This window comes from Sulfurimonas sp. hsl 1-7, from assembly GCF_030577135.1.
Taxonomy (GTDB): domain Bacteria; phylum Campylobacterota; class Campylobacteria; order Campylobacterales; family Sulfurimonadaceae; genus Sulfurimonas; species Sulfurimonas microaerophilus.
This window is the reverse complement of record NZ_JAUIRR010000003.1, coordinates 251,281-273,783: the sequence shown is the minus strand read 5'-3', so window position 1 is coordinate 273,783 and position 22,503 is coordinate 251,281. Positions and strand designations below refer to the sequence as shown.

Genomic DNA, 22,503 nt, shown 5'->3' with positions numbered 1-22,503 from the left:
AAATACTGCTAAAGAGCAATCTTTGCTTTTAGATCATCTTCGCTTAGTTGCTCTTGATGATATTTTATAACTACAACTTTTTCCGTTTCATTTATAAACCACTCAGCAATATGTTCACTCTCCAAACTTTCCAGTTTATCAAAGTTCACTTCATTTTCAGGTGTAATAAGGTGAGAGTATTTGATAGGGTTTTTCATTTTAATCATAGTAAAAAGAAACCATACCAGACCGATAGCCCCGATAGTCATCCCAAGAGTCTCACGAGAACTTACATCTAAATAAAGTCCTGCAAACGTACCACCAAGGAAAGTCATAAAATACGCAGCCGAATTTGAGATCCCAAGTGCTGCACCTTTTTGGTGTACTTTTGCAAATTTAGAGATCATAGATTGAACCAACGGTTCCATCATATTAAATGCTATAAAGAACATAATAACAGCTGCTACAAATACAGAGCTTGAAGTTGTTAGACCCATCATTAAAAATGAAGCCGTAAAAAGCACAATGCTTACCATAAAGATCTGTTTAGGAATATTTCTTTTCTCACCAAAAACAGCAGCCGGTCCCATTGCTAAAATACCTGCAATCATAGCCGGAACATAAACCATCCAAAGTTCACTTTTCTCCCAGTTAAAACCGTATTCAGGTTTTGTTAGAAATACAGGGATAATAACAAACGCAGCAGTCATTAAACCTTTTTGCATCGCATTGATAATGATCATACCAAGAAGGTTTGGATCTTTTACAATATCTGCAGTTTTTGCATCTTTATGGTAGATATGTTTGATCTTCGGCGGTGTCGGTACCTTTGTAAAAAGGATAACAATAGAGATAACCGCTAAAATAGCAGTGATTAAGAAGATTGTATCGATTCCGAAACTTGATGCCAAAACAGGTCCAAGTGCCATAGCAGCGGCAAAACTCATTGCGATGAATCCACCCATGATAGCCATCGCATGGCCACGAGTTTTCTCTTCAACAAGGTCTGCAATCATAGCAGTAACAACAGCACCGATAGCACCTGCACCCTGTAAAAAACGCCCTAGCATCAACATATAGATATCATCAGAATATGCACAAATAAGTGAACCGATTAAAAAGATAAGCAGACCAAAAAGGATAGTCGGTTTTCTTCCGATCTTATCACTCATAGAACCAAACGGTACTTGGAAAATAGCTTGTGTTAAAGCGTATCCCCCAACGATAACACCCACTAAAAACGGAGTAGCACCTTCTAGGTCGAGTGCATAAACAGAAAGTACGGGAAGTACTAGAAATAATCCTAAAAATCTAAGGAATAAAATCGACGAAAGGGGTAAAACCTTTTTAAACATAATCAATCCTCTTTATAGTATAATTCCGAAATTATATTAGTTATTTATAAATATAAGGAAAAGTTTTGAAACTAGTACTAGCAACATCCAACAAGGGTAAAGTCAGAGAGATAAAAGAGTTATGTAAAGAGTTTGAGGTTGTTCCTTATACAGATCTAATAGAAGCGTTTGAGATCATTGAAGATGCAGATACTTTTAAAGATAATGCATTGATCAAAGCAAGAGCGGTATATGAAGCTCTGGGTGACGAAGATGTAGTGGTGATAGCAGATGACAGCGGCATTAGCGTAGACGTACTTGACGGGGCACCGGGTATCTACAGTGCAAGATATGCAGGCGAAGATGCAAACGACAAAGATAATTTGTATAAACTGATCGAAGATATTAAAGCAAAAGGTGTAACATCATCACCTGCACACTATACGGCTGCGATCGCAATTGTGACAAAAAACAAAGAAAAAACAGTACACGGATGGATGTACGGAACTGCAATAACTGAAGCTATCGGTGACGGCGGTTTTGGATATGATCCTATGTTTATACCTGAGGGGTTTGACAAAACTTTAGGTCAGTTAGATGATAATATAAAAAAAGAGTTGTCGCATCGTTCTAAAGCGTTGAAATTAGCAAGGGTAGTGTTGCAAAATTTATAAAAATCTGCAACCTACTTTTTGAAAAGATTTTTCTATTTTTTCTAATAATGAATGTAAACGAGCGTTACATTTTTTAAGTCTTTGCATAAGATCCTCCTATGTATGTTAGAGAATCAGCAAAATTAGTTCCAAAGTAGTAAAATCACTCCAAAAATGATTCTATAAACTCCAAATGCTACGAAGGTAAAACGCTCTAAAAATTTTAAAAAAAGTTTGATTGTAAGATAAGCTACAAAAAAAGAAACTACAAATCCGACAGCTAAAACTTCCAAGTTTGCCGATGAAAACTCATGATAGTGTTTGAGCAGATCGTATGCAGTAACGGCACTCATTACAGGAAATGCAAGTAAAAAACTAAACTCTGCAGAGGCTTTACGGCTAAGACCTACAAGTAAAGCACCGATGATTGTGGAACCCGCACGGCTAGTTCCGGGAATAAGTGCAAATACCTGAGCAATACCAATAATCATCGCTTTTTTCAGTGAGACTTTTTCGACGTCGTCGATAAGGTGCTGCTCCTGAGGTATGTAAAATTTTTCTACGATTAAGAAGATAATTCCCCCGATAATAAACATCGTTGCTACGACATTTACACTAAAAAGTTCTTTGATTTGATGGGAGAAAAGAAAACCTACAGCTCCGATAGGAATAAATGCTAAAAATACTTTTGTCCACAGGTCGATTTTTTTGATTGTGAACTTCTCTTTGTAGTTTAAAACTACTGCGAGAATTGCAGCAAATTGGATGATCACTTCATATGCTTTAGTAACATTTGTTTGATCGATTCCAAGCAGATCACTTGCAACTATAAGATGCCCTGTTGAAGAGATCGGTAAAAACTCCGTAAACCCCTCTATTATGCCCATTATTATTGATTGAAATATATCCATAGGCGTAATTCTATCATAGGAAAGATACAAAAACTTTTTTCTAATTATAATTTTAAACTTATTTGGATATAATTCGAGGTTTTATTTGTAAACACTAAAATGTAGGAAAATATATGTTACTTTTTACACCTGGACCGACTCCAGTACCACAAAATGTTAGAAATGCGATGGCTGAGGAGACAATCCATCACCGTACACCTGAGTTTGAAGCAATTTTTGAAAAAACTCGTAAACATCTTTTTAACCTATTTAATACTGATGAAGTTATTATGCTTTCATCGAGTGGAACGGGTGCTATGGAAGCTGCAGTTATCAATCTGTGCCATAACACTTTACTCAATGTAAACTCTGGAAAGTTTGGTGAGCGTTTTGGAAAAATTGCCGTAGCTCACGGGCTTAAACAAGTTGAAATCGTAAATGAGTGGGATACACCTGTAAGTGTTGATGCAGTTGTTGAAGCTGTAAAGCAAAATTCAGATATCGATGCTATTGCCGTACAGATAAGTGAATCTGCGGGTGGACTTCGTCATCCTGTTGAAGAGTTGGCAGCTGCTGTAAAAGCCATCAATCCAAACATCATGATTATTGCTGACGGTATTACTGCTGTTGGTGTTGAGAAAATTGATGTAACGAATATTGATGCACTTTTAGCGGGAAGCCAAAAAGCATTAATGCTTCCTCCGGGACTTTCTATTTTAGGTCTTTCAAACGGTGCAATCGAGAAAATCGGTGCGGGACGTGGATATTACCTGAATTTAGCAAGTGAGATTAAAAAGCAAAAGCAAAATACAACTGCTTATACTGCAGCTACTACACTTACTATAGGTTTACTTGAAGTTTTAGAGACTATTGAGGCTGACGGTGGCATTGAAACATTATATGAAAGAACAGCTGTACGTGCAGAGGCTGTAAAATCTGCACTTCAAGCATTAGGTTTACACATATATCCAAAAGTACCTGCAATGTCTATGACAACTATAGATGATGAAAATGCTAATGAGATTAGAAATATCCTAAAAAATGATTATAAAGTGAACGTTGCAGGCGGACAGGATCATTTAAAAGGTAAAATTTTTAGAATTAACCAAATGGGGCTTATTAATGATTACGAGATGAGCTGGGTTGTTAATGCAGTAGAACTTGCACTTGACAAACTAGGTCGTCGTAAATACGATGGAACGGCAAATAAAATTTTCAACGAAGTAACATTTAAGCTAGGTAAGTAATGATTTTAGAACACGAAATACCAAACGGTTCGAAACTTTATTTTGGTCAATCTGCAAAAATAAAACGTCACATCGAGAAAGTAGCGAGTGACGTTTTAGATGCAAAAGAGTATGAAGAGATAGTTACACCTGTTTTTTCATATCATCAACATCAATCGATCGCGGATGAAAGAGAGTTAATTCGTCTTAATGATGAGAAGAATAATGCGCTTTCTCTTCGTGCCGATTCAACTATTGATGTTGTACGTATTATTGAGAAAAGACTCGGCTCTAACACAACTCAAAAGAAGTGGTTTTATATTCAACCGGTTTTTACATACCCGACTACTGAGCAATATCAAGTGGGTGTTGAGTATATGGGTGAGAGAAATCTTGCTTCGGTCCTCAATATCGCAACTGAGATTTTTGAAAAGTTAGAAGTAAAACCGCTTGTACAGATCTCAAATATGAAAATTGCCAAAATAATCAATGGGATGTTTGACGAATTATCGATCGATGATTTTAGACATATCAATATTGATAAGTTTTTATCGCTTGGTATTGAGTGGTTAAATAAACTAGTATATTTACAACATGTAGAGCAGATTGATGAAGTGATTGAAATCGTTCCTGAGCCAATTAAAGTGGAACTTGAAAAGATGAAAGCACTTTGTAAAGATATGCAATATACACATACAGTGCTAGCACCTATGTATTACGCAAAAATGCTTTATTATGATGAGCTGTTTTTTAGAGCAATCGTAAATAACGAAGTGTATGCTCGTGGTGGAAGATATAAAAATGAAGATCTGACTTCTGTAGGTTTTGCAATCTATACAGATACAATTTGTGAAGAATTAAGTAAAGGGAAATAATGAAAGCTGATGTAATTGTAGGAATACAATGGGGAGATGAAGGTAAAGGGAAAATAGTTGATAAACTTGCTCTTGAATACGATATGGTTTGTAGAAGCCAAGGTGGTCACAATGCAGGTCATACTATCTGGGTTGACGGTGTAAAATATGCACTTCACCTTATCCCGTCTGGTGTACTTAACCCTAAAGCTATCAATGTAGTTGGAAACGGTGTAGTACTTTCACCTGAGTCTATCATCAAAGAGATGGAACAGTTTGAAAACTTAGAGGGACGTCTTTTTATCTCTGATAAAGCGCATTTAAACCTTTCTTACCATGCTTTAATCGACCAAGCAAAAGAGCGTCTTAAAGGTGATAAAGCTATCGGTACTACAGGAAAAGGGATCGGGCCGTCTTACTCTGACAAGATCAACCGTATCGGTCACCGTGTAGGTGAACTTTTAGATCCTGAAGCATTATGTACAAAAATTTTAGACTATTTTGCACAAAACAAACCTATCTTTGATGTTATGGATATTCATGCTCCGGCACGTGAGGAACTTTTAGCTGAACTAAACGGTTTTAAAGCGAACCTTGCTCCGTATATTACAGACACAACGCAGATGTTATGGAAAGCGCTTGATGAAGATAATCAAAAAGTTCTTTTAGAGGGTGCTCAAGGTACTATGCTTGATATCGATCACGGTACATACCCATACGTAACTTCAAGTTCAACTGTAAGTGCAGGTGCTTGTACAGGTTTAGGGATCAACCCTAAAGATATCGGTAAAGTTACAGGAATCGTAAAAGCATACTGTACACGTGTAGGAAACGGACCGTTCCCGTCTGAAGACTTAGGTGAAGACGGTGCTAGACTTGGTAAACAAGGGCATGAGTTCGGAACAACTACAGGTCGTGCAAGACGTTGTGGTTGGTTCGATGCAGTTGCAACTAGATACGCTTCACGTTTAAACGGTTGTGATGAACTTGCACTTATGAAACTTGACGTTCTTGACGGTTTCGATGAAGTAAAAGTGTGTGTAGCATACGAATACAATGGTAAAGAGATTGACTATGTACCTGTTGATCTAGAAAACGTTACACCTATCTACAAAACATTTAAAGGGTGGACAAACTCTGTAGGTGTTAGAAAGTTTGAAGATCTTCCGGCTTCTGCACAAGAATATGTAAAAGTTATCGAAGAGGTAGCAAAAACAAAAGTTGGTATAATATCAACATCACCGGAAAGAGACGATACAATAATCTTATAAGGAATTTGCGATGCGGACACGATACAGCTCTTTAGTCAATGTGAAAAAAAACATTATGCAAAAGAGTGAACGTGTTCTCCAAGCAAAAAATGCCGCACTTCAAAATGCCAAAGAAGCATTACAAAACTCTTTAAACGCACTCAACGAGATTCAACCCCCTCAACATGGAATAATTGCCGACTTTCTTTCAAACAGAGCACTTTTAGATTCCGGTCGTTCTGTAATTCATCATAATGAAGAGTGGGTTGCATATGCTACACATGAAGTAGCCGAAGCAAAAGAGCAACTTAAACGTGATATGATAGAATATGAAAAGTATCAATATCTGGAGCTTCAAGAGATAGAGGCGATCAAGAAAAAAGAGAAAATTAAAGAAGCCAAAGAGTTAGATGAGGTGGCGCTCATGACATTTACGAAGAGAGAAAGGTCAGCATAGTGAGATTTTTATTAGTTTTATCGATCTGTTATACATTTATTTTTGGACTAGAAACAAGTGACAGACTTTTTGAATGTACAGAGATATTTAAACAAAGAAAGAGTGAACTCCTTGTTGAACTTGAACGTATAGATGAACAAAAACAAGCATTACAATCTCTCAAAACTGCAACAGAAGCATTATTAAAAGAGAAAGAAACAAAACTGAATCAACAAGAAGAGGAAGTTAATAATAGACTTGATGAGATTAAAAAAAGAGAAAAGAGTATTAAAACAATGCTCGACCGTAATGAAAAAGCATTAGCTGAATTAAAATCGATAAAACTCGGAAAAGTTTCACAAACATTTGCAAAAATGAAACCCGCTGCTGCAGCCAATATTTTGGGAGATATGCAAAAGGGTGAAGCTGTAAAAATCTTGCAATCTTTAAAACCTCAAATTCTTGGAAAAATACTTAGTAAAATGGAAGCAAAAAAAGCTTCGGAATTAACACAACTTTTAGCCGAATAATCAAATTTTTACCTAACTTATTGTAAAATTGCTAAATTTATTAAAGAAGTAGGTCATTCATATGAAAATATCACTAAAAACTATCCCCCATATATCGAATAAAATAGCAATTGATCTAAATAGAAGTGGTGTTGTGACTATGACTAAAGGGCTTGAAGCTGTAGCAAACGAAGCTCAAAAAGTGTTTGAAACAAATGTTAAACAAGAGATGGCGCTTGAAGAAAAAGTAAATGAGATGATTGATGCTAACGAGGAAGAGATCGAGTTCATGTTAGCTGATGAGCGTCAACTTTTCTTTATGATCAAGAAAAAACTTGCTCCTCAGTTTGACGTTATTTTAGATTATGATGAAAGATTTTCAGATATCTCACATAAGATTTTAGACGAACTGTACGAAGAGGATCTGATTCACTTCGATGTATCTGAAAATCGTATCAAAAATATAATTTATAACTCAATTACGTCGTTTATCGCAGATACTTCAGAGATTCAAGATGCTGTAATGGATAAGATCCGTTCGTATAAACGTAAGTTTATCCCTGGGACTGATGAGTTTGAGATTTTATATGAAAAACTTTACAAAGAAGAACTTTTAAAAAGAGGTATGGAGTAAAAAATGGCAGAATTAAAAAAAGTATATATCTATCTTGAGAATGGAACATACCTTGAAGCGAAGAGTTTCGGTGCTTCAAAAACAGAAGTTGGTGAAATAGTATTCAACACTTCAATGACTGGATATCAAGAGATTATGTCTGATCCGTCATATGCAGGTCAATTTGTAACATTTACAATGCCTGAGATCGGAAACGTTGGTGTAAACGATCAAGATATGGAAAGTTTAAAAGCACATTCAAAAGGGATGATCGTACGTAAGTATCAGCCAAGATACTCTAACTTTCGTGCTGAGGACTCTCTGTCTAACTTCTTAGAAAAACACAATGTTATGGGAATCTGCGATATCGATACAAGATTTTTAACTAAGATGTTAAGAGCTGAAGGTGCTATGATGATGATTGCATCGACTGAGATCAGCGATAAAGATGAGTTAAAAAAAGTTCTAGCAAACTCTCCTCGTATCGAAGATGTGAACTACATTGAACAAGTAAGTACAAAAGAAGCATATCAACACACTACAAGTACTTATGCTGCAAGAGAGTTCAAATATGATGATGCTCCAGAGCAACAAGCAAAGATTGCAGTAATCGATTTCGGTGTAAAAAGAAATATCTTAAACGAGATTGTTTCAGCAGGGATTGGTGTTGAAGTTATTCCAAATGACTTTATTGCAGAAGACCTAATTGAAAAATACAACTCTAAGCTTATTGACGGTGTATTTTTATCAAACGGTCCTGGTGATCCGTTAGTACTTAAAAAAGAGCAAGAGCAGATCAAAAAACTGATCGCTGCTAAAGTACCAATGTTCGGTATCTGTTTAGGACATCAACTTCTTTCTATTTCACATGGATACGATACATTTAAATTAAAGTTCGGTCACCACGGTGGTAACCATCCTGTAAAAAATGAAAAAACTGGTTTTGTTGAGATTACTGCACAGAACCATAACTATAATGTTCCGGATAACATTACAGAGATTGCAGAAGTTACACATACAAACCTTTTTGATGGAACAATCGAGGGGCTAAAATATAAAGATGAACCAATCTTTTCAGTACAGCACCACCCGGAATCAAGTCCTGGTCCAAAAGAGAGCAGATACATCTTCTCTGAATTCCTTTCACTCATTAAAAGATAAGTTTATTAAAAAAACTTATCTTTCCCCAAAAGATTAATTATACCTTAACCATTTCTAAAATTTCTAAAGTAAACAAAAAGTTAATAAATTGTTACAAAAATGTTAAGTTTAAGATAATTTAAACATTTGTATTGTTAATATACAGGTGTTAATTGGCTTAATTTTTTAAAATTAAGCTTAATTGCTTTGAATCTTAAGGAGGCTATATATGGAGAATCGTCCATTAGAGTACGACTACACGGTTGCAAAGATGTTTATGCTTACTACAGTTCTTTTAGGATTTGTAGGGATGCTCATCGGTGTAATTTTAGCATTTGAACTTGCATTTCCTAGTATTAATACTATTTTAGGAAGTGGTTTAGCTGAATACACTAACTTTAGTCGTCTTCGTCCACTGCACACTGATGCAGTTATTTTTGGTTTTACATTAAGTGGTATTTTTGCTACTTGGTATTATGTTGGTCAACGTGTACTTAAAGTATCAATGGGAGAATCTAAATTCTTAATGGCTATTGGTAAACTTCACTTCGTGTTATACCTATTAGTAGTTGTTGCTGTTGTTGTATCACTATTCGCTGGTGTAACAACTTCTAAAGAGTATGCAGAATTCGAATGGCCGATTGATATCGCTGTTGTTGTTGTATGGGTACTTTTTGGTATGAGTATTTTCGGTCTTATCGGTATCCGTCGTGAGAAGAGTTTATATATCTCTATCTGGTACTACATTGCTACTTTCTTAGGTATAGCTATGCTTTATCTATTTAATAACATGGAAGTTCCAACTTATTTCGTATCTAACGGAATCGGTGCATGGTATCACTCAGTATCTATGTATGCTGGTACAAATGATGCGTTAGTACAATGGTGGTATGGTCACAATGCGGTTGCATTCGGTTTCACAGTGCCTATCGTTGCTATGATTTACTACTTCTTACCAAAAGAATCTGGTCAAGCGGTTTATTCTTATAAACTTTCTTTACTTTCTTTCTGGGGTTTAATGTTCGTATATTTATGGGCTGGTGGTCACCACTTATTATATTCAACTGTTCCAGACTGGATGCAAACTATGGGTTCAATTTTCTCTGTAATCCTAATTCTTCCATCTTGGGGTTCTGCTATCAATATGCTTCTTACAATGAAGGGTGAGTGGCAACAAGTTGCAGCGTCTCCACTAATTAAGTTTATGGTTCTTGGTTCTACATTCTATATGTTCTCAACTTTAGAAGGTCCGATTCAAGCGATTAAATCTGTTAATGCTATTGCACACTTCACTGACTGGATCGTTGGTCACGTTCATGATGGTGTTCTTGGATGGGTTGGATTTATGATTATGGCTGCGCTATATCATATGGCTCCACGTGTATTTAAACGTGAAATCTATTCTAAAAAATTAATGGCTGCACAATTCTGGATCCAAACTTTAGGTGTTGTTTTATACTTCACTTCTATGTGGATTGCAGGTATCACTCAAGGTATGATGTGGCGTGCTCACGATCAATTTGGTAACTTAGCTTACTCGTTTATTGATACGGTAACTGTTTTACATCCATACTACACTATTCGTGGTGTTGGTGGTTTATTATACTTAGTAGGTTTCGTAATGTTTGCTTATAACATCTACAAAACTATGTCTGCTCGTCCAGTTGAAGAGACTGAGCTTAAAAACGCTTCGCCTATGGGCGCTTAAGAGAGGGAGGATTATATTATGTTTCATTGGTTAGAAAAACACCCGTTCTTATTCGCGGTAGGTGTATTTGTTGTAATCGCTTTTGCAGGTTTAATCGAAATCGTTCCAAACTTTGCACAAGCTTCTCGTCCTGTAGTTGGTACAGCTCCATATTCTACTCTTGAATTAGCTGGACGCCACGTGTATATCAAGAATAGTTGTAATGCTTGTCACTCACAACTTATTCGTCCTTTTAAAGCTGAAACTGACCGTTACGGTCACTACTCTTTAAGTGGTGAGTATGCATACGACAGACCATTCCTTTGGGGTTCTAAAAGAACTGGTCCGGATTTAATGCGTGTTGGTAACTATAGAACTACTGACTGGCATGAACACCATATGAAAAACCCTGAAGAGGTTGTTCCTAAGTCAATTATGCCGGCTTATCCTTGGATGTTTGAAAACAAAGCTGATATAGATACTGCATATGCAGAACAACTTACTGTATCTAAAGTTTTCTCTGTTCCTTATAACAAAGCAGTTCCAACTAAAGACGGTTCTGTAACTGTTAAAATGGGGAAAGATTTAGCAGATGCAAAAGCGATGGCTTTAGAAGAAGCAAAAGTTATTGCAGCTGATATGAAAGATCCAAAAGTTAAAGCAGCTGTAGCAGCTGGTGAAATTCCAGAGATCGTTGCATTAATTGCATATTTAAATAGTTTAAAATAAAGGGTTTAGTGTGGATATTGATACACTTCAGGGGTATGCTTACTTCTTCTTGACAGTATTTTTAACGGTAGGTTTATATGCATATATATACCATTTGTATAAAAACAAAAAAGATGAGTCAGGTGTTGACTATGAAGAGTATGGCAATATGGCACTTAATGATGATATAGATGACACTCCGGTGAAATCTGTATCTGACAAAAAAGATAAATAGGAGAGATATATGAATAAGCTAACGCTTGGGGGAATTATCTTTGCTGCTCTTATGTTATTACTAACATACCTATCTGTTGGTGGTTCTAAGGGTGGACTAAATGATGATATCGTCAACATGCTTGCTGCTGCTGGTGCAGTTGCACTTGTAATAATCACAGTATTTGTTGTTATTAAGTATGTTCGCCAAATGCAAACTGATACTGCTACAGGTGAGCTAGCAGAAGAGTCTTGGGATGATATCGGTGAATATAAGAACCCAGTTCCAATGGGTTGGGCTATTATGTTCATGGGAACTATCATTTGGGGTATGTGGTATTTTGTAGCTGGTTATCCAGTAAATGCATACTCTCAAATCGGTGAGTACAATGAAGATGTAAAAGTACATCAAGATAAGTTTGAAAAGAAATATGCAGATATTAAAGGGAATGAACTTATCAAAATGGGTGAATCTGTATTTATTGCAGAGTGTAAAGTTTGTCACGGTGCAGACGGTAAAGGTTTAGACGGTAAAGCTGCTAACCTACACGAAAGAATCACAGCTGAGAATGTTAAGCATGTAATCGAAAACGGTTCTGCATTTGGATTACTTGGTGAAGGTTCTATGATGCCTAACAGAGATGGTTTATTTAACGCTAACACTAATGCAAACATTACAGATGCAGAGATTGAAGCTGTTTCAAAATATGTAGCTAACGGTATGCAAGGTGAAGGTGCTGACGTTTTTGCTGGTACTTGTGCAATGTGTCACGGTGCTGATGGTAAAGGTGTTGAATATATGGGACCAAACATCGCTGTATTTGATTCTGCTTTAGTTGTTAATGTTTTAGCTCATGGTAAAAAAGGTGCTATCGGTGCTATGCCATCATTTGCTAGATTAAATGACAAACAAAGAGAAGCTGCAGCTGCTTACATTAGTGCAGGATTACCTGATACTGATGATTTAGAAGGAGAATAACATGAATGAGAATAGAAGTGTTTTCGCTCTTGACGGTGTAACAGGTATGTTGATTGCAACTGTACTACTTCTTAGCATTTTAGTGTTTTTAACGGTAAATGCTATTAGTGTTCAAAACGCAAACTCTAACAACTTTTACAAAATTCAAAATGAAACTGAGATCGGTTCTGGTATAGGTTTTGGTGAAGGTCACACTACATCAAAAGCTGAAGACCATGTCGTATCAGTTCCAGTAAAATAGGAAAAGGGGTAGAAAATGGAAAAAGTAATTTCATGGAGCCTTGTAATTATGGCTGCTTATACACTTTATGCTGTTGTAACTCCTAACCATTTATATATTGGCTAGGAAGATTCTTTGAGAATTTTAGCAAGAGGGCTTTTTGCCCTCGTCCTCACAATTTTATTTCAATCACAACTTTTTGCAGAATATTTATATAAAGATGAGATAGTTCATCGTGAACCGTTTACAAAAGATATAGAACTGCTAGGATCTGAACTCTACACAAAAACAGGTATTGCACTTAAACTTGTAATGTTAAAAGAATTACCGAATAAGCAAGATATGTATAAGTATGAACAAGAACTTCTTGCTACATTTAAAGAACCTACAATACTTTTGGTGTTTTCAGAGATGGATGCACAGGTTGATATACAAGTAAATGATAACACTTTATATAAGTATTTTCATAGAGATCAGGTGCTTAGCCCTGTTTCCTCTGCTGTACAGGCTTTTTTAATAGCTATAGTATATGCAGATAGCTGGGAGCACTTTAACAAGCTACGTAAAGATTACGGTGGAACTATTTTACCTCTTTTAGCCGGAAAAGCTAAAGATGAACAGATAGTAGGAAAGTATGCGGCATCAATGTATAATGGTTACCTTGATGTTGCACATCAAGTTGCAACTTCTAAAGGGGTTACACTCGAGAATGATCCTGGTGATGCAAACCAAGAGACATTGTTCTGGGTAAAAGTGTTTTTCTACGGTTTTGTTTTGTATGGTATAGTTCTATATATTAGAAAAAAAATAGAATTAAGAAGGCTGAAAAATGGCGAAACTAAGTAGCGGTAAAATCTGGCCATATATACTTGGCGGCTCGATTACACTAGTTTTCGGAATGTGTGTAGCAACTATTATGGTTACAAGCAAGGCTGATATTCAAGAAAGCAATGCATATATGAGCAAATATCAAGAAGCTGATGCAAGAGCAAACGAGTTTATCAATGCACAGATCAATTTTGATAAAAAATACAATATTGAATATGTAACTGAAAGTATTGGTGTTGATAAACCGCAGATAAAATACAAAGTTACAGATAAAAGTGGAAAGCTAATAGATAACGCAGAGATTATTATAGATATTAGTCGTCCGGAGACTGAAAAGTTTAATCAGCTTTTAGAGACTTTCACAGTACAAGAGGGTATTTATACGTTTGAAGGTGCTACATTTCCAAAAGTTGGTGTGTGGAACATCATCGCTCGTGTGCAAGTTGGAGATGATTATAGATTTTACAACTTAAAAGCAGATACTCGCATAAAAGAGGTATTTGAATTTTAACTATGGATAATAGTACCGTAGTTTTCTCCTCTTCTCGTGCTATTAGGCACGAGCAACTCAAAAACAAAAATCAAACACTTTTTCTTCCTGACTATATAACGATGAGTGAATTTATCTCAAAGTTGTGTATCGTTCAAGGATATAAGTATATCGATGATGACAGTCGTATATTACTGCTTCTGCAGGCTTCTGACTTTCAGGAGTTCTCAAAACTCCAAATAGAGCGTAACTTCTTCACATTTACGAAAAACAGCTCCTATATATTTAAATTTTTTGAAGAGCTGAGTGCCGAGCTTTATGACATCAAAAAACTGCGTGATGCCGACTTGTATGCAGAGTATGAGGAACATATCACCATCTTAGAAGAGCTCTACAGACGTTATGAGCTTTTGTGTGATGAGCAGAAGGTGTTAGACAAGATCTTTTTACCGAAGCTTTACAAGTTTAACACTGCATACGTAAAAGATAAAGAGAGTATAACGATATATCTCGATGGATATCTTACAAATTTTGAGATCTCACTTCTACAACAAGTTGCTACGATCTCGAAACTCAAGATAAAGTTTTTTGCCACACCGTTTAATACAAAAATGCAAGAGCAGTTTGCAGAGTTTGGCTTTGAACTTGAGATAGGGTATGAGTATCTTTTAAATATTTCTACACAAGAGATACTTTCACAAACAAAGATTGAGAAGATCGATGCTATCTCTTGCGAGAGTTTTAGTGAAGATATCTTGCAGGTCGCATTTATTCAAAAAAAGGTGTACGACTTTATACAAAAGGGGTATGAACCTGAGAAGATAGCTGTGATACTTCCGAACGAATCTAAAGCTGAGCTGCTAAAAAGCTTTGATCGAAAATCTAACTTTAACTTTGCAATGGGAACATCTTTTAGAAATTCAAAGATATATACCCTCTTAGATGCAAATATAAAAGCGTTAGAGCAAGATTCACAAGAGAATATACATAGAAGTAAAAGATTCGGCAAAGAGCTCTCAGACGTAATTATAGAGATGTACGGGGCACGTGACAACTTTACACTCTTAGAGGAGTGTTTTTATAAGCTGCGTGAGTTTATAACAGATAAGACGGAGCTGAAGATCTACGACAAAGAGCTTTACACTTTTTTAAAGGTGCTCCCTTTTATGAAAAACATGGGTTCAAAGTCGATTCTGAACCTTTTTATGCAGCGCCTGGCCAAAACAACCATAGATGATGTACGTGGTGGTAAAATAACGGTTATGGGTGTTCTAGAGAGCCGCGGTGTTGCCTTTGATGCTGTAGTAATAGTTGACTTTAACGAGGGGAATGTTCCGAAAAAGAGTGACAAAGATATGTTCTTAAACACTAACATCAGAGAAAAGGCATCACTGCCAACAATGTCTGATCGGGAAAACCTTCAAAAACACTACTACAATATGCTTCTTATCAATTCCAAAGAGGTTGCTATCTCTTATGTGAGTGCAAGCGATACAAATCCGAGCCGTTTTTTAAAGCAGTTGGGGATAAAAGAGAATAAGCTTTACGATGAACATAGTTATGCACAGCTTCTTTTTAGTAAACGTACAGCACCATTTACAGAGTCAAAACCATTTGTAGTGCCATATAGTTTTCATGGGCAAAAACTCTCAAATACAAAACTCAAAACTTACCTAACGTGTAAGAAGAAGTTTTACCTAAACTATATTCTCAAACTCCAAGATCATAAGATCCCAAAAGATATTCCTGAGGAGTATGAGATCGGAGAGCACGTACACCGTGCTTTATGCAATCTCTACACAAAAAAAGATCATTATTTAGATGTTCAAGAGTTGCAACGTGACCTTGAAAAAGAGCTTGATAATGTGTGTGAAGACAGCGAGTTTATCCGTTATCAGATCGCACTGCAAAAAAGGATACTAGGAAAGTTCTGCGAAGTGGAGATAGAACGTTTTAAACAGGGTCAATATGTGTTTAAAACGGAGGAGCCGCTTGAGCTTGAATATGACGGGCTTATCCTTAGCGGTGTGCTTGACAGGGTTGATCAGAGCGAAGAGGGTGTAAGCGTACTTGACTATAAAACAGGTTTCTACACACTTTACAATAAAAACAACGTCACCGAAGCAACGGATTTCCAACTGGAGTTCTACTACCTTTTAGCAACAAAACTCGGACGTGTAAAACAGTGTGCCTTTTACGATCTCAAAGAGGGTAAAGTAGTAGAGGAACTGTTTTTAGAGCAGAAGATAGCACTGCTACAGTCGCATATACAAGACCTGCTACAGGTAGAAGATATAGAAGTCAAAGAGTGTGAAGATCCAAAAGCGTGTCAATATTGTGCGTATAAAATTTTGTGTGATAGAGAGTAGAGATGAGTAATTTTATCAATAACCTAGCCTACGAAGCAAGTGCGGGAAGCGGAAAGACTTTTATGCTTGTTGTGCGTTATCTCTCTTTGCTTTTCAAAGGGGCTGAGGCTTCTAAAATCTTGGCACTTACCTTTACAAACAAAGCGGCATCGGAGATGAGTGAGCGTATTGTGGAGACTCTCGAAGAGCTTGAAAAGAGAGGGGAGCTTGCCGAGATCGCAAAAGTTACCGGTTTTTCCAAAGAGTATCTTTTAGAGCATCGAACACAGATTTTAAAAGAGTTTTTAAATGCAAATACTAAGATCATGACGATTGATAGTTTTTTCACTCACATACTTCGTAAGTTCTCTTTATACGCTTCGTTGATGCCGGACTTTACTACCGCTTCTGCACAACATGAACATAAACTGATGAGCCGTTTTTTATCTGAAGTAAGTGTTGCAAATAAAAGAAATATCTTGATCGATCTCTCTCTTGAATCGAAAAAAAGGGTGAGTGATATCTTTACCCTTTTAAACCAGTTTTACGAGAAAAAAGAGGAGCTAGCAAACTTCTCTTACAGAAAATCGTTCGATAAGAGTTATGAGGCAAAAGCACTTGAAGCATTGTCAAATATTCAAAAGATCGTAGCAGGGTGTAAAGGGGCTTCGGCAACTCTGCAAAAAGCGGTGAATGTTGAGAGTTTTGAAGCACTGATTAGTACCACTTGGGTGTATCAGGAGACTTTGGAGTACTGGGTATTTAAAAAGTGTTATATTCCGGAGATGGATAGCAATCTGCAGGTGATCCAAGAGGCTATACAGGAGTATTTTCGCCAGAAGGAGCAGAACTTCTTTTACGCTTTAAACGAGCTGGTAGAGCTCTATAAAAAATCGAAAAAAGCGCTCTATATAGATGACAGTGAATTGAGCTTCTCAGATGTAACGCTGTTGGTCTATGAGATTCTCCACCGCTTGGATGACAGTGAATTTTTATACTTTAGACTAGATAGCACAATCGAGCATATGCTCTTAGATGAGTTTCAAGATACCAGCATTATCCAGTATGAGATCTTAAAACCGCTTATTAATGAGATCACATCGGGAACCGGTGTCTCGGAAGAGGGAAGCTTTTTCTTTGTAGGGGATGTGAAGCAGTCTATCTATAGATTTCGCGGGGGAGTTTCAGCACTCTTTGGCGAGGTGGCAAAACAAAACTCTACTCAGGTGGACAAACTCCGTGTAAACTACCGCTCACAAAAAGAGGTTGTGGAGTTTGTCAACAATACTTTTCTAGAAAAAATAAAAAACTATACCCCGCAGCTTGTTCGTGCTGAGGCTATGGGTGGCTATGTTTCGATCAAAACCAATGATGAAGTTTTAGATGAGGTGCTTGAGCAGGTAAAACATCTCATGTCGTTAGGTGCCGATCGTGATGAGATTGCAATTTTATGTGCAACAAATGGTGATGGGGAGGCGGTGAAAAACCTTCTTGACGGTAATGGAATAGATGTCGTAACCGAGACGACGACAAAACTTATCAATCAGCGCAGTGTAAAAGCTGTATTGGAGTACCTGAAGTATCTCTATTTTGGAGAGGAGCTTTACAGACATAACTTTTTTGCTTTGATTGGACGTGAGCTTGAGGTGATCGAGAAAGTTGATTTTAGCAGAAATACACTTTTGGATATTATTAAAAATGTTATAGACAAATACCAACTTTTTGAAAACGATTTTCACCTTCTTCGTTTTATGAGTGCCGTGCAAAACTACCAAGATATAGAAGCGCTTCTGTTTGAGTATGAGCGTTTGGATGTCTCGGCTGCTGCAAGTGACATCAGCGGTGTGAGAGTGCTTACTATTCACAAGTCAAAAGGTTTGGAGTATGAGCACGTGATCGTGATGGACAGACTTAAAAAAGCGCCCCCTTCGCGTGATAGCATCATTTACAAATATGACGGTATCAACTTACAGAGTATCTATCTGAGAATAAGCGGCAGAGACAAGATCGATCTTGATTATGCAGAAGCACTTGCACGTGAAAAAGCCCTGATCGAAGAGGATAGTTTAAATGCCCTCTATGTTGCTTTTACAAGGGCACGTGAAAACCTCTTTATCGTGAAAAAAACTAAAGATTCGCTCTTTGATCTTTTAGAGTTGCAAGATGGCTCTTTCGGTGAACTTCGCTGCGAGGTGAAAGAGAAGAAAAAAGAGAAGCAGTACGGGTTATTTCATTTTAAAGATCTCTACTACGGTACACAAGCGGAGATCCTAGCTTTAGAAGATGAAAAAGAGGAAGATCTGGCAAACATCAACTTTGGACTTGCAACGCATTACACTTTGGAGATGTTGGAGTCTTTTGATGAGGTCTCAATAGCGTCTGCTTTAGATATGTGTGCAAACAAGTTTGGATTTGCTCTGGAAGAGGGTGAGTTTAGCGAGATTGAAAGAAGAGTAAGAGCACTTGTACAAAACAAAGAGTTTTTAGAACTGGTTGATGGGAAGTGTCACAAAGAAAAAGCTTTCAAGTACAAAAACAATCTCCGCTACATCGATCTCCTTGTGAAAAAAGAGAACTCATGGGTAATCATCGACTACAAAACGGGTGAACAGTTTGAAGATGAGTACAAAAAACAGGTCAAAGGGTATATGAGAGCCGTGAGTGAGATCACCAACGAAAAAGCTGAAGGGTACCTGTGTTACCTTTTAGGTAACGGAATCAAGCTTAAAAAAGTTTAGGCTTTAATAATCGGCGTAAACGCTTTTGTACTTACGTTGATCGCCTGACCGATGGTGAGATTTTTGATCTCCTCATCACTTACAACCACCTCTACTAGCTGTTGTCCGATCGAGATAATGGCAATATTTATAACATCCACTTTTATGATATCTAAAAGCTCCCCGTCAAAAGAGAACTTTGCACTTCCTGTAGTTTTAAGGAGTATCTCTTTTGGCGAGCCGTCATTTATAACTTTTCCCTCATTTAAAACAATTACACGAGAGGAGAGACGGTAGATCTCACTTGGATCGTGGCTTACCATAATCGTAGTAATATTGAACTCTTTATGGAGTGTGAGTATCTCGTTTTGCAGTTTTGTTCTCATAGCGGGATCAAGTGCGGAGAGCGGCTCGTCAAGAAGTAAAATCTTCGGTCTGCTCATAAGTGAGCGGCAAAGCGCAACGCGCTGTTTTTGTCCGCCGCTGAGTTTATGTGGCAGCCTGTTTTTAAGTTCAGTGAGTTCAGTTACTTCCAAAAGATGCTCTGCAAGGGCTTTGTCTTTGTTTACAAAGAGTAGATTTTCCTCTACAGTCATATTTGGAAAAAGGGCATAGTCTTGAAACACAAATCCGATCTCTCTTTGCTGAGGGGCAAGATTGTTTTTACGATCGAGCCAGATATTCTCATCAACTGTAATATTTCCCTCTGCTTCTTCAAGACCGGCAAGGATTCTAAGCAGTGTAGTTTTTCCGCTTCCGCTTTTACCGCTTAGGGCTATAAACTCACCCTGTTTTATGTGAAGGTTTACATCAAGGCTCATATCTCCCGAAGCACCTTGAAGTTGTTTTGTTATATCTATTTTTACCATTAATGAATACCGATCTTGTTTTGATATCTGCGATTGAAAATATAGACACTTAAAAGTACACAGAAACTGATAAATACCATAATTGCCGAATAGACGTGTGCCATTGAATAATCCATAACCTCTACCATCTCATAGATAGCTACAGATGCAACTTTCGTCTCACCGGGAATACTTCCCCCAACCATAAGTACAACACCGAATTCCCCTACGGTATGGGCGAAGGTTACTATGACAGCGGTAAGAAGTGCCGGTTTGATGTTTGGCAAAGCGACACGTAAAAGAGTTACTGTCTTACTTTTTCCGGCTATATAGCTTGCTTCGATCATGTTTTTATTAAGGCTCTCAAATCCCCCTTGAAGCGGCTGAACCATAAACGGCAGAGAGTAAAAAGCACTTGCAACCACTAGACCGGTAAAAGAAAAAACAAGTTTTATATCAAAAACATCCTCAAAAAATGTACCGATAGGTGAATTGTGTGAGAGTGCTACGAGTATGTAAAATCCTAAAACTGAAGGTGGCAGTACGATTGGTAAAGCGGTTAAACTTTCTAAAAAAGGTTTGAATTTTGAACGTGTTTGTGAAAGATACCAGGCAAACGGTAAGGAGATCAAAAAAAGTACCAATGTCGTAATAGCTGCAAGTTTAAAAGAGAGTATAAACGGCTCTAGATCAAGCTCATATAGTAAGTTCATATTTTATAGTACCGATGAGATAGAGAGGTCACTCTCGTTAATAAGTGCAATAATCTCTTCTCCCTCTTGTAAATTCATCTGTTTTGCTTTGTGTGTTGTAATTAAAGTCTCAAATTGGTAGTCAAAAAAACTAAGTTTAACACTTGTTAAAATCTCTCCAAATTCGATAGATGAGATCTGCGACGGCAACTGATTTGAGATACTTATCTCTTCTGTACACTGCTTAGTTAAAGTAACGTTTGACGGTTTGACGCAGAGTTTTACCTCTGCTCCAATCTCTACTTCATCGCCTAACTCTAAAGAGATCATAGATAGGTTATGCCCTTGAAACGTTAAGTTCACAAGGTGTAAACTTTGTACCGACTGTATATCTATGATCGTTGCGATGAAGTCACTCATAACTGTTCCTCTAAAAAGTGTAGTTAAACTCTAGTCTTGAATCTAAATAGTCAGATGTTGCACTGCTTGGCCCCACAAAGTCTCCGTAACCAAGTCTAACACGGTATTGGAACTCAGGAGCCGATTCTAGGTTTTTAACATACCCGAAATAGTAATAGACTCTGTCTTTTCCGGATTTATCTTGATCACCATCTATGTATAATACAGATGTTTGGATAAATCCATCTTTATAGATACCTGTTTTGTTCGCACCTTTTACAAGCTCAATTCTATAACTTTTTGTATTTGCAGTCCAGTTATAGATCCCCATACTTCTAGTATAACCCGCTGTAGGGAACCCTCTCCATGGAGTTACAAGATCAGCTTTATCTAAGATATTCGTATACCCAAGATTAATTTTGTAGTCACTAACATTTGCTACAACTCTTGCTGCAATCATCTGTGCATCTAGTGAGTTTGGATCTTTATATCCCGTTGTAGTTCCAGAAAGTGCAGCTCCACCTACAGCACCCGCACCGTTATCGAACTGTTGTATGTATCTTACGCCCGGAGTGATTGAAAAACCGTCTAGATTTACTTTGTAGTTTAGTTCACCCATAGCTTGTGATAAAAGTTCAGGTACTGCATACGCAGCAAAATTTACTTGTAGATTTTCTACAGAATTATTTTGTCCATCTATTACAAGTAAAGGAGCCTCTGTATTTTTGTCTGCAGCCTTTAATGCCGTATATGTTAACCCTTTATGCATAGCAGAGTCATCATTTCCATTCCATTCAGGTCTTGTATAAGAAGAGAGGTTTGCATCTCCATACATTAAAATAGAGTGTGAAGTTTGATGGTCACGAAGTTTTTGTTTTGCTAAATATGCAAGTTTGATTTTTGTATCTTTTAAATCTTGTGATTCTAAAACTACACCGTCAAAACTGTTTGGGATCATTTTAGTATCGTTTGATTTTGTATAGAAAGTTTCAACAAGCTGACGACCAACTGTAAGTTTTGTTTTTGAAACTGTGTAAGCGATATTTGCCTGAGCAAAAGCGTATAAAGTTTTACTGCCTGTATTTACATAGTTAAATCTGCTTAATAGGTCTTTTGCCGGTCCGAGTGTATTAATATTGCTTTCATTTTCGCTAAAAAATGCACGAGAAGCATAGCCCCCAACCGTAAAATCGAAACCGTTGTAGTTGGCACTTTTGTAAATAAGACTTGCACCGATAGCATTAACTAAATATGAGTTTTTATCTGAATCGTCGTAACGGTAGTAGAAGTTATTGTTTCTTAATCTTCCGTAGAAATTTCCCTCTTTGAACATATCTTGGATATTTTCTACATTCTTTTGTTGATCAAGATAAACTACTTGACCGTTTGCTTTAATCGCAGATTTTTGAGTCTCTGCCATAAGTGCAGGTGTAGTTAAAAGCCCAAAAGTAAGCGATAAAAGAGTGTACTTTTTTAACATAATATTACTT

General features: G+C 37.1%; 23 protein-coding genes. 17 read left to right on the top strand and 6 right to left on the bottom strand.

The features are described 5' to 3' along the window. Nucleotides 1-8: 8 nt before the first annotated feature. Nucleotides 9-1,334: an MFS transporter gene (locus QWY88_RS07925; RefSeq protein WP_304545857.1), complete on the bottom strand. Its 1,326-nt coding sequence runs from the start codon at nucleotides 1,332-1,334 to the stop codon at nucleotides 9-11. A gap of 65 nt (nucleotides 1,335-1,399) precedes the next feature. On the opposite strand from QWY88_RS07925, the gene rdgB reads away from it, so the two are divergent. After that, complete coding sequence (gene rdgB / locus QWY88_RS07920; protein WP_304545856.1) at nucleotides 1,400-1,987, top strand: RdgB/HAM1 family non-canonical purine NTP pyrophosphatase; 588 nt, start codon at nucleotides 1,400-1,402, stop codon at nucleotides 1,985-1,987. Nucleotides 1,988-2,109: 122 nt separating this feature from the next. Here rdgB and QWY88_RS07915 read toward each other — a convergent pair whose 3' ends face one another. Then, nucleotides 2,110-2,877: an undecaprenyl-diphosphate phosphatase gene (locus QWY88_RS07915; RefSeq protein WP_304545855.1), complete on the bottom strand. Its 768-nt coding sequence runs from the start codon at nucleotides 2,875-2,877 to the stop codon at nucleotides 2,110-2,112. Between the two features lie 113 nt (nucleotides 2,878-2,990). On the opposite strand from QWY88_RS07915, the gene QWY88_RS07910 reads away from it, so the two are divergent. The 16 genes from QWY88_RS07910 (at nucleotide 2,991) to QWY88_RS07835 (ending at nucleotide 19,095) form a co-directional block, all read left to right on the top strand. Then, nucleotides 2,991-4,103, top strand: coding sequence for a pyridoxal-phosphate-dependent aminotransferase family protein (locus QWY88_RS07910; RefSeq protein ID WP_304545854.1), 1,113 nt, complete (start codon nucleotides 2,991-2,993; stop codon nucleotides 4,101-4,103). Continuing rightward, complete coding sequence (locus QWY88_RS07905) at nucleotides 4,103-4,957, top strand: ATP phosphoribosyltransferase regulatory subunit (RefSeq protein WP_304545853.1); 855 nt, start codon at nucleotides 4,103-4,105, stop codon at nucleotides 4,955-4,957. Before QWY88_RS07910 ends, QWY88_RS07905 begins: the two co-directional genes overlap by 1 nt. Then, nucleotides 4,954-6,207 carry an adenylosuccinate synthase gene (locus QWY88_RS07900; protein WP_304546021.1) on the top strand — a complete coding sequence of 418 codons (1,254 nt, stop codon included), beginning with the start codon at nucleotides 4,954-4,956 and terminating at the stop codon, nucleotides 6,205-6,207. Before QWY88_RS07905 ends, QWY88_RS07900 begins: the two co-directional genes overlap by 4 nt. A gap of 10 nt (nucleotides 6,208-6,217) precedes the next feature. Continuing rightward, nucleotides 6,218-6,643 (top strand): flagellar export protein FliJ, encoded by a 426-nt coding sequence (locus QWY88_RS07895; RefSeq protein ID WP_304545852.1) that lies wholly within the window; start codon nucleotides 6,218-6,220, stop codon nucleotides 6,641-6,643. Beyond that, on the top strand, nucleotides 6,643-7,152 hold the full coding sequence (locus QWY88_RS07890) for a MotE family protein (protein ID WP_304545851.1): 510 nt from the start codon (nucleotides 6,643-6,645) through the stop codon (nucleotides 7,150-7,152). The genes QWY88_RS07895 and QWY88_RS07890 overlap by 1 nt, the downstream gene beginning before the upstream one ends. Before the next feature lie 61 nt (nucleotides 7,153-7,213). Continuing rightward, nucleotides 7,214-7,765: a DUF507 family protein gene (locus tag QWY88_RS07885; RefSeq protein ID WP_304545850.1), complete on the top strand. Its 552-nt coding sequence runs from the start codon at nucleotides 7,214-7,216 to the stop codon at nucleotides 7,763-7,765. Between the two features lie 3 nt (nucleotides 7,766-7,768). After that, nucleotides 7,769-8,905 (top strand): glutamine-hydrolyzing carbamoyl-phosphate synthase small subunit, encoded by a 1,137-nt coding sequence (carA, locus tag QWY88_RS07880; protein WP_304545849.1) that lies wholly within the window; start codon nucleotides 7,769-7,771, stop codon nucleotides 8,903-8,905. Nucleotides 8,906-9,113: 208 nt separating this feature from the next. Beyond that, nucleotides 9,114-10,592 (top strand): cytochrome-c oxidase, cbb3-type subunit I, encoded by a 1,479-nt coding sequence (gene ccoN, locus QWY88_RS07875; protein ID WP_304545848.1) that lies wholly within the window; start codon nucleotides 9,114-9,116, stop codon nucleotides 10,590-10,592. An 18-nt stretch (nucleotides 10,593-10,610) separates the two neighbouring features. After that, the gene (ccoO, locus tag QWY88_RS07870; protein ID WP_304545847.1) at nucleotides 10,611-11,300 is read left to right on the top strand and encodes a cytochrome-c oxidase, cbb3-type subunit II; all 690 of its coding nucleotides are present in this window, start codon (nucleotides 10,611-10,613) and stop codon (nucleotides 11,298-11,300) included. Between the two features lie 10 nt (nucleotides 11,301-11,310). Continuing rightward, nucleotides 11,311-11,514, top strand: coding sequence for a cytochrome c oxidase, cbb3-type, CcoQ subunit (locus tag QWY88_RS07865; protein ID WP_304545845.1), 204 nt, complete (start codon nucleotides 11,311-11,313; stop codon nucleotides 11,512-11,514). 9 nt (nucleotides 11,515-11,523) lie between these two features. Next, a complete protein-coding gene (locus QWY88_RS07860; RefSeq protein WP_304545843.1) occupies nucleotides 11,524-12,471 on the top strand; it encodes a c-type cytochrome in 948 nt (315 codons plus the stop codon). A gap of 1 nt (nucleotide 12,472) precedes the next feature. Then, on the top strand, nucleotides 12,473-12,712 hold the full coding sequence (locus QWY88_RS07855) for a DUF4006 family protein (RefSeq protein WP_304545842.1): 240 nt from the start codon (nucleotides 12,473-12,475) through the stop codon (nucleotides 12,710-12,712). 114 nt (nucleotides 12,713-12,826) lie between these two features. After that, complete coding sequence (locus tag QWY88_RS07850) at nucleotides 12,827-13,537, top strand: 3-dehydroquinate dehydratase (RefSeq protein ID WP_304545840.1); 711 nt, start codon at nucleotides 12,827-12,829, stop codon at nucleotides 13,535-13,537. Then, a complete protein-coding gene (locus QWY88_RS07845) occupies nucleotides 13,521-14,030 on the top strand; it encodes a FixH family protein (RefSeq protein WP_304545838.1) in 510 nt (169 codons plus the stop codon). Before QWY88_RS07850 ends, QWY88_RS07845 begins: the two co-directional genes overlap by 17 nt. A gap of 2 nt (nucleotides 14,031-14,032) precedes the next feature. Then, nucleotides 14,033-16,378 carry a PD-(D/E)XK nuclease family protein gene (locus QWY88_RS07840; protein WP_304545836.1) on the top strand — a complete coding sequence of 782 codons (2,346 nt, stop codon included), beginning with the start codon at nucleotides 14,033-14,035 and terminating at the stop codon, nucleotides 16,376-16,378. Between the two features lie 2 nt (nucleotides 16,379-16,380). Then, nucleotides 16,381-19,095, top strand: coding sequence for a RecB-like helicase (locus QWY88_RS07835; RefSeq protein WP_304545835.1), 2,715 nt, complete (start codon nucleotides 16,381-16,383; stop codon nucleotides 19,093-19,095). Here QWY88_RS07835 and QWY88_RS07830 read toward each other — a convergent pair. Genes QWY88_RS07830 through QWY88_RS07815 form a run of 4 tightly spaced genes read right to left on the bottom strand, consistent with a single transcriptional unit; the run spans nucleotide 19,092 to nucleotide 22,493 of the window. Continuing rightward, on the bottom strand, nucleotides 19,092-19,943 hold the full coding sequence (locus tag QWY88_RS07830) for an ABC transporter ATP-binding protein (protein WP_304545834.1): 852 nt from the start codon (nucleotides 19,941-19,943) through the stop codon (nucleotides 19,092-19,094). The genes QWY88_RS07835 and QWY88_RS07830 overlap by 4 nt on opposite strands. Then, the gene (gene modB, locus QWY88_RS07825) at nucleotides 19,943-20,635 is read right to left on the bottom strand and encodes a molybdate ABC transporter permease subunit (protein WP_304545832.1); all 693 of its coding nucleotides are present in this window, start codon (nucleotides 20,633-20,635) and stop codon (nucleotides 19,943-19,945) included. The genes QWY88_RS07830 and modB overlap by 1 nt, the downstream gene beginning before the upstream one ends. 3 nt (nucleotides 20,636-20,638) lie before the next feature. Further along, nucleotides 20,639-21,034 (bottom strand): TOBE domain-containing protein, encoded by a 396-nt coding sequence (locus tag QWY88_RS07820; protein WP_304545830.1) that lies wholly within the window; start codon nucleotides 21,032-21,034, stop codon nucleotides 20,639-20,641. Between the two features lie 10 nt (nucleotides 21,035-21,044). Further along, nucleotides 21,045-22,493 (bottom strand): OprD family outer membrane porin, encoded by a 1,449-nt coding sequence (locus QWY88_RS07815; protein WP_304545828.1) that lies wholly within the window; start codon nucleotides 22,491-22,493, stop codon nucleotides 21,045-21,047. Between the last annotated feature and the right edge of the window lie 10 nt (nucleotides 22,494-22,503).